An 11,094-nucleotide genomic window follows, 5' to 3' on the forward strand; every position below is an offset into this window, starting at 1 on the left:
CGAGTGTAACCAAATGGTAACGATGCTCGCCACCCCGGGTGTTGAGAAGGTCATCGGCACCCCGGCCCCAACGCTTAAGCAACCGCTCGTGCTCCCGGCAGCGTCACGCCTCGCGCGACATCTCGTCGCGCACCTCGCCCACGAGCTCCTCGATGATGTCCTCGAGGTGCACCAGGCCCACGGTCTCGCCGTCGCTTACTACCTGCGCGAGGTGCGCGGCCGACGCCCGCATGAGGGCGAGCACCGACTCCACCCCGGCATCGGCCTGCACCTCGGGAAGAGCGCGCACGCGCCAGTCCTGGATGGGCTCCTCGCGGTCGCCGGGACGGGCGTACAGGGTGTCCTTGATGTGGAGGTATCCCACCAGGCGGTCCTCATCGCGCACGGGCAGGCGCGAGAACCCGGTGCGGGCCACGACGGCCTCGAATCCCTCGACGGAGACGCCGGCGTCCACCGACTGCACCTGCGCGAGCGGCACCATCACCTCGGCAGCGGTGCGGTCCGAGAACTCGATGGCGCCGGCAAGCAGGCCCTCCGCATCCTGGAGAGTGCCCTCCTCGCTCGAGCGCTCGACGATCGAGTGGACCTCGTCCGCCGTGAACGCGCTCGTCACCTCGTCGCGCGGCTCGATCCCGACGAGCCTCAGCACGCCGTTGGCGAGCCAGTTGAGCGCGGCGATGATGGGCCCGAGCACGCGCGCGACGACCACGAGCGGCGGGCCCAGCAGCAGGGCGGCTCGCTCGGGGTTGGACACCGCGGAGTTCTTGGGCACCATCTCGCCCACCACCACGTGCAGGCCCACCACGATCACGAGCGCGATGATGACGGCGACCACGTGCGAAGCCTCCGACGGGATGCCCATCCAGTGCAGCGGGCCCTCGAGCGCGTGGGCGACGGCCGGCTCGGCGACCACACCGAGCGAGACCGAGCAGACGGTCACTCCCAGCTGCGCCGCGGCGAGCATGAGGGAGACGTGCTCGAGCGCCCACAGGACGGTGCGCGCGGCGCGCGAGCCCTCCTCCGCGAGCGGCTCGATCGACGAGCGGCGCACCGAGATGACCGCGAACTCGGCGCCCACAAAGAACGCGTTGACCAGCAGCAGGCCGACGACCAGCAGCACCATCTGCACGCTCATCGCCCACCCCCCGTGGGACGCAGGCGCACGCGGTCGATGCGGCGGCCCACCATGCGTTCGACGCGCAGCACTGCCTCGTCGGCGGCGACCTCGTCGCCCACCCGTGCGACGCGGCCGAGGCTCGCCATGATGTAGCCGCCCACTGTCTCGTAGGCGGGAGATTCCGGCAGGCGCACTCCGACGGCCTCGATCACCTCGTCGGGGCGCAGCACGCCGGGGATCACCCAGTCGCCCGAGGGCATGCGGTGCGCGGCGCTGCGGCGCCTGTCGTGCTCGTCGGCGACGTCACCCACCAGTTCCTCGACCACGTCCTCGAGGGTGACGAGGCCGGCGGTGCCGCCGTACTCGTCCTCGACGATGGCCGCCTGGTGCCCCAGCCCGCGCAGCTCCAGCAGCAGGGGCCGCATCCGCATGGTCTCGGGGACCCGGGGGGCGTCGACCATGAGGTCGGTCACCGCTGTGTCGTCGCGCTCGTGGAAGGCCACCCCCACCGCGGCGCGCAGGTGGACGAGGCCGATGACGTCGTCGAGCCCCTCCCCCAGCACCGGGAAGCGGCTGTGGCCGCTGGCCCGGGCGAGCGACAGGACGTCCGATGCCGTGGCGTCCCTGGCGAGCGTCGCGAGCCTCGTGCGGTCGGTCATGACGTCGATGGCCGCCAGCTGGTCGAGGTCGATGGTGTTCTTCAGCAGCAGCGCCGTCGACGGCGCGAGGGTGCCGGCCTCGGCGGACCGCCGCACCAGCGCGGCGAGTTCCTGCGGCGAGCGGCCGCCGGACAGTTCCTCGCGCGGCTCGATGCCCATCACCCGCAGGATCGCGTTGGCGCTGCGGTTCAGCAGCGCGATGAGGGGCTTCAGAGCGGTGGTGAAGGCCATCATCCACGGCGACACGAGCCGTGCCGTCCTGGCCGGGTCCGCGAGCGCGGCATTCTTGGGCACCAGCTCGCCGAACACCATCGAGAAGGCGTTGACGATGATGAGAGACAGGGCGCCCGCGAGGCCGGCCACGGCGCCGCGCCCCAGCGGGGTCGACTCGAGCGGCAGGCTCAGCAGCTCGACGAGGGCGGGTTGCGCCGTGTATCCCAGGAGGATCGTGGTGAGGGTGATGCCCACCTGTGCGCCGGAGAGCTGAGTTGACAGGCTCCTGAGCGCGCGCTTGACGCGGCGGTCCTTGCCGGATTCCTGGACGTGGGCGGGATCCAGCGCAACCAGGGAGAATTCGGCGGCCACGAACACGGCGGTGCCGAGAGTGAGGAGGATGCCGACCCCCACGAGGAGCCATGCGGTCATCTCAGGCGACGCCTCGGTATGTCCATGATCCCGTCAGCATAGCGAGCCCCCGCTAGCATCGGCAGGGTCCGTCGCCCACCAGGAAGGACCGCCGTGCACGCCCACCCCATCGAGGTCCGCGGACTCACCAAGAGCTACGGCGACGTGACCGCTGTCGACGACCTGACCTTTACCGCGCGGCCGGGCCGCGTGACCGGCTTCCTGGGACCCAACGGCGCCGGCAAGTCCACGACCCTGCGCATCCTCGTGGGACTCGCGACGGCGACGGCGGGCGAGGCCAGCATCGGCGGCCGCCCGTACGCGGCGATCGCGCGGCCGGCGGCGACCATCGGGGCGCACTTCGAGGGCGCCTTCCATCCCGGCCGCACGGCGCGGGACCACCTGCGCGTGTACGCGCCGGTGGTCGGGGTCGACGACGCGCGCTGCGACGAGGTGCTCGCCATGGTGGGGATGACCGATGCCGCACGCCGCAGGGTGGGCGGCTACTCGCTGGGCATGCGCCAGCGTCTGGGGCTCGCGACAGCGCTGCTTGGCGACCCGAGCGTGTTGGTGCTGGACGAATCGGCCAACGGCCTCGACCCCGCCGGCATCCGGTGGCTGCGCACCTTCCTCAGGGACTTCGCCGATGCCGGGGGCACCGTCCTGCTCAGTTCTCACCTCCTGAGCGAGGTGGAGCAGACGGTCGACGACGTGGTCATCATCGCGGGCGGCCGCCTGCGTCACGAGTCGTCGCTTGACGAGCTGCGGGCCATGACGCGCCCCGGCGTGACGCTACGCTCGCCGGACGCGGAGCGGCTCGCGGCTTTCGTGCGCGGCCGCTACGACGAGGCGGCCACCGTCGAGACCGCCAACCGCGCCCGCGTCGCGGGGGTCACCGCTGCCGAGGTGGGCGCCGCGGCCTTCGCGGACGGCCTCGAGGTGCACGGCCTGAGCGAGGAGGGCGAGAGCCTCGAGGACCTGTTCCTCAGACTCACCGCGCCGCTCGAGCCCGCGGGGGTGGCCCGATGACCGCCGCGCTGCTGTCCGAGGTCCGCAAGATCTCGACCACCCGGCTGTGGTGGGTGCTGCTCGCCTGCATGGTCGTCGGCTCGGGCTTCATGGCCGGCGTGGTGGCCTTCTCCTTCGCCTTCGCCGACGAGCTCGGGAGCTCGTCCGACGTCTCCGCCGGCATGGACCCGCGCGCCATGGCCACCACCATCTACGGCCTCGCGGTGTCGTTCGGCTACGTGTTCCCCGCGATCCTCGGCGCGCTCGCCGTGACCGGCGAGATGCGTCACCGCACCATCGACACCACCGTGCTCGCCGACCCGCACCGCGGGCGCATCATCGGCGCCAAGCTCGTGGCGGTTCTGCCGTTCGCGGCGCTGTTCGGGCTGGCAGGGATGGCGGCCGCCGTGGCGACGGGCGCGGCGGGGCTCGCTCTCGCCGACTCCCCCACCTACCTCGACGACCCCGCCATGTGGGGCTCGCTCGGCATGGGAGTGGTCGCGCTCACGGCGTGGGGCGTCGTCGGCGTCGGGCTCGGCGCCGCGGTGCCGCACCAGGTGGTGGTCATCGTCGCGCTCATCGGCTGGACCCAGCTGGTGGAGCCCATCCTGCGCCTCGTGCTGAGCCTCATCGAGCCGCTCGCCGGGGTCGCCGCCTACCTGCCCGGCGCGGCCGGCGACGCCATGGTCGGCGCGTCGTTCTATTCGAGCACCGGCAGCGCCGACCTCCTCGCGCCGTGGGCAGGGTTCGCGGTGCTCGTGGCGTACGGGGCGATCGCCGCGCTCGTCGGGTGGCTCGTCACGTTCCGCCGCGACCTGTCCTGACGACGCGCGTCAGGTGTCGACCACCCCCGCGGTGCGACTAGGCTGGGGCACGATCACACTGACGTATCTGACGCTACAGCGCCAAGAAAGCGAGCGGTCCCGACGTGTCCACCGACACCTCCTCGCCTGACATCGAACGCACCACCGTCTCCCGCCCCGCCGACGCGCCCTCGGTCGCGTCGTTGATCGTGGGCGGCTCGAGTGAGCCGAGCGTCGCACCCCCCAAGCCTTCGCAGGTCCCCGCCGCCGACGCAGGCGAGCGCGTGACCGCGGGCGACGAACCGCCGGCCCGCGCCGAGGCCTCCGCCCCGTCGCCCGCGAGCCACGAGTCGGCCCGCACCTTCACCATCGCCCCCGCCTCGACCGACGCGTCGGCAGCGCGCTCCGCGGCGACCCCGGCGCAGCCGGCCGCCGCGCCGTCGGCTGCGGCCTCGCCGTCCGCACCCGCCCCGCAGGCGGAGCCCGCGACGCCGTCCCCCGCCGCCGCCTCCGGCGCGACCCCGGCATCGGCCCCGAGCCCCGCAGCGTCGCCTGCCGCTGAGGACGGCGATAACCCGCCGACGCAGCCCATCGCCACGGCCCAGGCGCCCTTCGCCGCCTACCTGCAGCGCGACGAGCACCAGCTGCTGAGCGCCAAGGACGTCAAGAGCGGCGTCGAGCGCCTGCGCGGCCCCGCCGCCAAGGTCGTCACCAACATGGAGGCCTCGCTCCAGGTCCCGACCGCGACGTCCGTGCGCTCGGTGCCGGCGAAGCTGATCATGGACAACCGCATCGTGATCAACAACCACCTGTCGCGTACGCGCGGCGGCAAGGTGTCGTTCACGCACCTCATCGGCTTCGCGATCGTCGAGGCCCTGGCCGAGCTTCCCGCGATGAACGCCGCGTACGCGGTCGAGGACGGCAAGCCCGCCGTCGTCACTCCCGAGCACGTGAACTTTGGCCTCGCGATCGACCTCGCCAAGCCCGACGGCTCGCGCCAGCTGCTGGTGCCGAACGTCAAGGACGCCGACGCGATGGACTTCGCCGAGTTCTGGGCCGCCTACGAGGACGTCGTCAAGCGCGCCAGGGCCGGCTCGCTGCAGGCGGCAGATTTCCAGGGCACCACCATCACGCTGACCAACCCCGGCACCATCGGCACCGTCCACTCGGTGCCGCGCCTCATGCAGGGCCAGGGCACCATCATCGGCGTCGGCGCCATGGACTACTCCGCCGAGTTCCAGGGCGCCTCCTTCGACACTGTCACTCGCCTTGGCGTGTCCAAGGTCATGACGCTCACCTCGACGTACGACCACCGCGTCATCCAGGGCGCGCAGTCGGGCGAGTTCCTCGCCGCCGTGCACAAGAAGCTGCTGGGCCTCGACGGCTTCTTCGACCGCGTCTTCACGGCGCTGCGCGTGCCCTACGAGCCCGTGCGCTGGGTGCAGGACGCCGCGACCGACGAGACCGCGGAGGCCGCCAAGCCGGCGCGCATCGCGGAGCTCATCCACGCCTACCGCTCGCGCGGACACCTCATGGCCGACGTCGACCCCCTGTCGACGCGCATCCGCAAGCACCCCGACCTCGACGTGCAGACCCACGGCCTCACCCTGTGGGACCTCGACCGCACCTACGCCACCGGCGACTTTGGCGGCAAGGACCGCTGGAAGATGCGCGAGGTCCTGGGGCGTCTTCGCGACGCGTACTGCCGCACCATCGGCGTCGAGTACATGCACATCGCTGACCGCACGCAGCGCGCGTGGCTGCAGGAGCGCCTCGAGGTGAGCTACACCAAGCCCGCCCCCGAGGAGCACCTGCGCATCCTGCGCCGCCTGAACGCCGCCGAGGCCTTCGAGGCGTTCCTGCAGACCAAGTACGTGGGCCAGAAGCGCTTCTCGCTCGAGGGCGGAGAGTCGCTCATCCCGCTGCTGGACGCCGTGATGTCCTCGGCGGCCGAGGCCGGCATCCAGGAGGTCTGCATCGGCATGGCCCACCGCGGCCGCCTCAACGTGCTGGCCAACCTCGCGGGCAAGTCCTACTCGCAGATCTTCTCCGAGTTCGACGGCACCGCCGTGCCCGGCTCGGTCCAGGGCTCTGGCGACGTGAAGTACCACCTCGGCACCGAGGGCACCTTCACCGCCGAGTCCGGCGCGACCACCAACGTCTACCTCGCCGCGAACCCGTCGCACCTGGAGGCCGTCAACCCGGTCCTCGAGGGCATCGTGCGCGCCAAGCTCGACCAGCTGGGCGCCGACCCGACGACCGACGGCTACCCCGTGCTTCCCGTGCTGGTGCACGGCGACGCGGCGTTCGCCGGCCAGGGCGTCGTCATGGAGACCATCAACCTGTCGGGCCTGCGCGGCTACAAGACCGGCGGCACTGTCCACGTCATCATCAACAACCAGGTGGGCTTCACCACCGGCCCCGGCGACTCGCGCTCCACGCGCTACTGCACTGACCTCGCCAAGGGCTACCAGATCCCCATCTTCCACGTGAATGGCGACGACCCCGAGTCAGTAGTCCGCGCCGCGCAGCTCGCGTTCGAGTACCGCGAGGCGTTCGGGCGCGACGTCATCATCGACATGGTTTGCTACCGCCGCCGCGGCCACAACGAGGGAGACGACCCCTCGATGACGCAGCCGCGCATGTACGACCTTATCGAGGGCAAGCGCTCTGTGCGCCACCTCTACACCGAGGCGCTGATCCGTCGCGGCGATATCACGGAGGAGGAGGCCGAGGCGGTCTCGCAGGACTACCTCGCCCAGCTTGAGCGCGTGTTCCTGGAGACCCGCGAGGGCTTTACCGGCACCGACACCGAGTCCATCTCCGGCCTCGAGCTTCCCAGCTCGCAGTCGTCCGATGCCGGCGTCATGGTGGGATGGCAGACCGCCGTCTCGCAGGGCCAGGTTGAGCGCATCGGCCGCGCCCACACGCGTCCGCCCGAGGGCTTCGCTGTGCACCCCAAGCTCGCGAAGCTGCTCGAGCGCCGCGAGGGCATGAGCCGCGAGGGCGGCATCGACTGGGGCTACGGCGAGATCCTCGCCTTCGGCTCGCTGCTGCAGGAGGGCGTCCCCGTGCGCCTCGCGGGCCAGGACGCGCGCCGCGGCACCTTCGTGCAGCGTCACGCCGTCTTCCACGACCGCGCCACCGGCGCCGAGTGGACGCCACTGCAGTACCTCGCCTCGGACCAGGCGCGCCTGCACATCTACGACTCGTCGCTGTCCGAGTACGCCTGCCTCGGCTTCGAGTACGGCTACTCGGTGGAGCGCCCCGACGCGCTGACGCTGTGGGAGGCGCAGTTCGGCGACTTCGTCAACGGCGCTCAGACCATCATTGACGAGTTCATCTCCTCGGCCGAGCAGAAGTGGGGACAGTCGTCCTCCGTCGTCCTGCTCCTTCCGCACGGCTACGAGGGGCAGGGACCCGATCACTCGTCGGCGCGCCCCGAGCGCTTCCTCCAGCTGTGCGCCGAGGACAACATGATCGCGGCGATGCCGTCGACCCCCGCGTCGTACTTCCACCTGCTGCGCCGCCAGGCCTACCAGCGCCCGCGCCGCCCGCTCGTGGTCTTCACCCCGAAGTCGATGCTGCGCCTGCGCGCTGCCCAGTCGGACGTCGAGGACTTCACGACCGGCACGTTCCGCCCCGTCATCGGCGACACCGTCGACCCCGCGGGCGTGACGCGCGTGCTGCTGTGCGCGGGCAAGGTCTACTACGACCTCGCCGCCAAGCGCGACAAGGAGGGCGACACCTCGACCGCGATCGTCCGCCTCGAGCAGCTCTACCCGCTCGACCACGACGGCCTCAAGGAGGCGCTCGCCCCCTACGGCGACGCCGAGCTGCTGTGGGTGCAGGAGGAGCCGCGCAACCAGGGTGCGTGGACATACCTCGCGCACGCGCTGCCGCAGGTCATCGGCCGAGATGTCCGAGGTGTCACCCGCCCGGCATCGGCCTCCCCCGCCTCCGGCCTCAGCTCGCGCCACCAGGCCGAGCAGGCCGACCTCGTGGAAAGGGCCCTCACTCGATGAGAAACGTGTTCTTCGTGGGCGACGAGCTGGTCGCCGGCCAGGGCGACCCCAAGGCGCTGGGCTGGACCGGCCGCGTCGCGGCGCGCACCCAGCCGCTCGCGGAGGACCTGCGCTTCCACACTCTCGCCGTGCCCGGCGAGACCACGGCAGAGCTGTCGAGCCGCTGGGACGAGGAGGCGCTCAGGCGCGTGGGCCCCGACGGCGTCGGCGGCTCGCAGAACTTCGTCCTGTTCGCCCTCGGCCGCCACGACGTGGAGCGGGGAGTGTCCCCCACCATGACGCGGCTGCACCTCGCGAACACGCTCGACCGCGCCTCCGGGCTGGGCTTCCGTGCGATGATCGCCGGCCCGCCGCCCATCGCGGCGGCCGACAAGCGCTCCATCGCGGAGTACGCCGCCCTCACCGAGGAGGCTGCCGCGCGCCGCGACGTGCCGTTCATCGACATGTACGGGCCGCTCGCACGCCACGAGCAGTGGGCCATGGACATGGACGCCTCGGGTGGCACCGTTCCGCAGCAGGCCGGCTACGGCCTCATGGCGTGGCTGGTGCTGCACTCCACGTGGCACTCGTGGCTGGGCGTCGAGCCCGCCCGCACCGAGGCCTAGGCGATCACTCCCGCGTTGCGCAGCTCGACCGTGAGGTCGTGCGGGCGAGACGCGATGGACAGCGCGTCGTCGAGCGTCACGGTTCCGTCCTCCACGAGGCGGAACAGGTGCTGGTCGAACGTCTGCATCTTGTAGTACTCGCCCTCGGCGATGAGGTCCATGATGGGCGGCTGGCTCGCGGGGTCGATGATGGCCTCGGCGATGCGCCCGTGGTTGACCATCACCTCGACAGCGGGGGCGCGGCCGGAGCCGTCTGCCTTGCGGATGAGGCGCTGGGAAACGATGCCGCGCAGGGTCTCCGCCACCGCGGTGCGCACCTGCCCCTGCTCGTGCGGGGTGAAGAAGTCGACGATGCGGTTGATGGTGTCCTGAGCGTCGACGGTGTGGAGCGTCGCGAGCACCAGGTGTCCGGTCTCGGCGGCAGACAGGGCGGCGCGCACGGTCTCGATGTCACGCATCTCGCCGATGAGGATGACGTCGGGGTCCTGACGCATGGCGCCGCGCAGCGCCGACGTGAAGTCGAGGGTGTCCGAGCGCACCTCGCGCTGCGAGATGATCGCCTTCTTGTCCTTGTGCAGCACCTCGATCGGGTCCTCGATGGTGATGATGTTGACCTCGCGCAGCGTGTTGACGAGGTCGATCATGGACGCGAGGGTGGTGGTCTTTCCCGAGCCCGTGGGGCCGGTCACAAGGACAAGTCCGCGCGGCTCGAGCGCGAGGTCGGCGATGACCTGCGGCAGCCCCAGCTCCTCCCACGGCGTCGCGCCCACCGCGACGCGACGGAACACCAGGCAGTCGGTGCCGCGCGCCACATACGTGTTGACACGGAAGCGGCCCACGCCCGACAGCGAGAAGGCGAAGTCGGCCTCGTGGGTGTCGCGGAACTGCGCGACGAGGTCCTCGGGAAGCACCTGCGCGACCATGTTGCGGGTGTCCGCGGGCGTGAGCGGCGGGACCTGGAGCTTGCGCAGGCGCCCGTCGACGCGGATGCGGGGCGCGGAGCCCACCTTGCAGTGGAGGTCCGATCCGCCGGTCGAGGCAAGGGCGTGCAGGAACGGGATCACGGATACGGGCTGCTGGTCGCTCACGGCTTCTCCATCGGCATCACACGGCACTTTCTTGAGCGAGCGTAAACCCGCCGGTGCCCACGTGAACACGAGTGTGGGATGATGGGGGGTCGAATCGTCAGCCCGTGTGAGAAAGGGGGAACCCGATGAGCAAGCGAGGCCGCAAGCGCAAGGCGCGCGCCAAGGGCGGAGCCAACCACGGCAAGCGTCCCAACGCCTAAGTCCTGGTAGCGCGCACGCACGAGCCCGCATCGGTCATCCGATGCGGGCTTCGTCGTGTTGAGGCGGCGATGTGGCCGCCCGATGCGGCCGCATCGGCCCTGATGTTAGGCGCTGGCTGAGCGAATGGACTCGAGGATGCGCGCGCGCATCTCCTCGGGTGCCTTCTGACCGCCCGCGCGGGACGTCAGATTCTTGATGCGCTCCTTGATTTGGTGCTCCGCCTCGCACGGCGGGCACGTCTTCAAGTGCGCGCCGATGCGCTGCAGCTCGTCCTGGGGAAGCTCGTCGTCGATGTACTCGAAGAGACGATCCAGCGCCTCTTCACACTCCCTACCCGGCATCACGCACCTCCCTTGCTGTCCTTCTGGGCGGCCGGTCGCTTGTCGGTGAACCCGCGCTCGGCCGCATATTCCTTGAGATTCTCGCGCAGCAGCTTCCTGCCGCGGTGAAGTCGCGACATCACGGTACCCACCGGGGTGTCCATGATCTCCGCGATCTCCTTGTAGGCGAAGCCCTCGACGTCCGAGAGATAGACCGCCATGCGGAAGTCCTCGCTCAGCGCATCGAGCGCCTGCTTGATGTCGTCATCGCCGATGATGTCGAGGGCCTGCTGCTCGGCGGACACGAGCCCGCTGCTGGTGTGCTCGGCAGCTGCCGCGAGCTGCCAGTCCTCGATGTTCTCCGCGTCGGAGCGCTTGGGCTCACGCTGCTTCTTGCGATACGTGTTGATGAAGGCGTTGGTCTGGATGCGGTACAGCCACGCCTTGAGGTTGGTCCCCGGGGTGAACTTGTCCTGCGCCGCAAACGCCTTGGCGTATGTCTCCTGGACCAGGTCCTCGGCATCGGCACCGTTGCGCGTCATGCGCAGGGCCGCCGCGTAGAGCTGGTCCATGTACGACAGCGCCTCGGTCTCGAAATCGAAGTCCTGCACGGTGTCGCTCATGATGCGCGAGCCTACGCTAGA

General features: G+C 70.7%; 10 protein-coding genes. 5 read left to right on the forward strand and 5 right to left on the reverse strand.

Annotated elements, in window-relative coordinates:
* Positions 1–103: 103 nt before the first annotated feature.
* The gene (locus B7K26_RS02545) at positions 104–1,135 is read right to left on the reverse strand and encodes a hemolysin family protein (RefSeq protein WP_084077100.1); all 1,032 of its coding nucleotides are present in this window, start codon (positions 1,133–1,135) and stop codon (positions 104–106) included.
* Complete coding sequence (locus tag B7K26_RS02550) at positions 1,132–2,421, reverse strand: hemolysin family protein (protein ID WP_084077101.1); 1,290 nt, start codon at positions 2,419–2,421, stop codon at positions 1,132–1,134. The genes B7K26_RS02545 and B7K26_RS02550 overlap by 4 nt, the downstream gene beginning before the upstream one ends.
* A gap of 93 nt (positions 2,422–2,514) precedes the next feature.
* On the opposite strand from B7K26_RS02550, the gene B7K26_RS02555 reads away from it, so the two are divergent.
* From B7K26_RS02555 to B7K26_RS02570, 4 genes are all read left to right on the forward strand, one after another.
* The gene (locus B7K26_RS02555; RefSeq protein ID WP_084077102.1) at positions 2,515–3,429 is read left to right on the forward strand and encodes an ABC transporter ATP-binding protein; all 915 of its coding nucleotides are present in this window, start codon (positions 2,515–2,517) and stop codon (positions 3,427–3,429) included.
* Positions 3,426–4,232, forward strand: a complete 807-nt coding sequence (locus B7K26_RS02560) for a hypothetical protein (protein WP_084077103.1) — start codon at positions 3,426–3,428, stop codon at positions 4,230–4,232. The genes B7K26_RS02555 and B7K26_RS02560 overlap by 4 nt, the downstream gene beginning before the upstream one ends.
* A 104-nt stretch (positions 4,233–4,336) precedes the next feature.
* The gene (locus B7K26_RS02565) at positions 4,337–8,236 is read left to right on the forward strand and encodes a multifunctional oxoglutarate decarboxylase/oxoglutarate dehydrogenase thiamine pyrophosphate-binding subunit/dihydrolipoyllysine-residue succinyltransferase subunit (RefSeq protein ID WP_234998659.1); all 3,900 of its coding nucleotides are present in this window, start codon (positions 4,337–4,339) and stop codon (positions 8,234–8,236) included.
* Complete coding sequence (locus B7K26_RS02570) at positions 8,233–8,841, forward strand: GDSL-type esterase/lipase family protein (protein WP_084077104.1); 609 nt, start codon at positions 8,233–8,235, stop codon at positions 8,839–8,841. Before B7K26_RS02565 ends, B7K26_RS02570 begins: the two co-directional genes overlap by 4 nt.
* On the opposite strand, the gene B7K26_RS02575 is transcribed toward B7K26_RS02570, so the two are convergent.
* Positions 8,838–9,929 (reverse strand): type IV pilus twitching motility protein PilT, encoded by a 1,092-nt coding sequence (locus tag B7K26_RS02575; protein ID WP_234998660.1) that lies wholly within the window; start codon positions 9,927–9,929, stop codon positions 8,838–8,840. The genes B7K26_RS02570 and B7K26_RS02575 overlap by 4 nt on opposite strands.
* Before the next feature lie 125 nt (positions 9,930–10,054).
* On the opposite strand from B7K26_RS02575, the gene B7K26_RS13225 reads away from it, so the two are divergent.
* The gene (locus B7K26_RS13225; RefSeq protein ID WP_371327667.1) at positions 10,055–10,129 is read left to right on the forward strand and encodes a 50S ribosomal protein bL37; all 75 of its coding nucleotides are present in this window, start codon (positions 10,055–10,057) and stop codon (positions 10,127–10,129) included.
* Positions 10,130–10,234: 105 nt separating this feature from the next.
* On the opposite strand, the gene rsrA is transcribed toward B7K26_RS13225, so the two are convergent.
* Both rsrA and B7K26_RS02585 read right to left on the reverse strand, forming a co-directional pair.
* A complete protein-coding gene (gene rsrA, locus B7K26_RS02580; RefSeq protein ID WP_084077106.1) occupies positions 10,235–10,471 on the reverse strand; it encodes a mycothiol system anti-sigma-R factor in 237 nt (78 codons plus the stop codon).
* Entirely contained in the window at positions 10,471–11,073 is a 603-nt protein-coding gene (locus B7K26_RS02585) for a sigma-70 family RNA polymerase sigma factor (protein ID WP_234998661.1), read from the reverse strand. Before B7K26_RS02585 ends, rsrA begins: the two co-directional genes overlap by 1 nt.
* Positions 11,074–11,094: the final 21 nt, after the last annotated feature.

It is taken from the genome of Demequina sp. NBRC 110057 (assembly GCF_002090175.1).
Taxonomy (GTDB): domain Bacteria; phylum Actinomycetota; class Actinomycetes; order Actinomycetales; family Demequinaceae; genus Demequina.